At 52.9% G+C, this 465-nt stretch carries 1 rRNA gene; it reads right to left on the bottom strand.

Features of this window, described 5'->3' with window-relative positions:
- Positions 1 to 465 (bottom strand): 16S ribosomal RNA (locus C1631_RS23560); the annotation flags it as partial.

Here is a 465-nt window from a genome sequence, read left to right as displayed (position 1 = left end):
GACTACTGGGGTATCTAATCCTGTTTGCTCCCCACGCTTTCGTGCATGAGCGTCAGTCATGTCCCAGAGGGCTGCCTTCGCCATCGGTGTTCTTCCACATATCTACGCATTTCACTGCTACACGTGGAATTCCACCCTCCTCTGACAAACTCAAGTCCTGCAGTCATATATGCAATTCCCAGGTTGAGCCCGGGGATTTCACATCTATCTTACAGAACCGCCTGCGCACGCTTTACGCCCAGTAATTCCGATTAACGCTTGCACCCTACGTATTACCGCGGCTGCTGGCACGTAGTTAGCCGGTGCTTATTCTTCAGGTACCGTCAGCGGAATACGGTGTTATCGCATCCCTTTTCGTCCCTGACAAAAGCAGTTTACAATCCGAAGACCTTCATCCTGCACGCGGCATGGCTGGATCAGGGTTGCCCCCATTGTCCAAAATTCCCCACTGCAGCCACCCGTAGG

The sequence above is a fragment of the Chryseobacterium phosphatilyticum genome (genome assembly GCF_002899825.2).
In the GTDB taxonomy this organism is placed as follows: domain Bacteria; phylum Bacteroidota; class Bacteroidia; order Flavobacteriales; family Weeksellaceae; genus Chryseobacterium; species Chryseobacterium phosphatilyticum.
The sequence above is the reverse complement of the archived record's forward strand: the minus strand, read 5'-3'. Positions and strand labels throughout refer to the sequence as shown.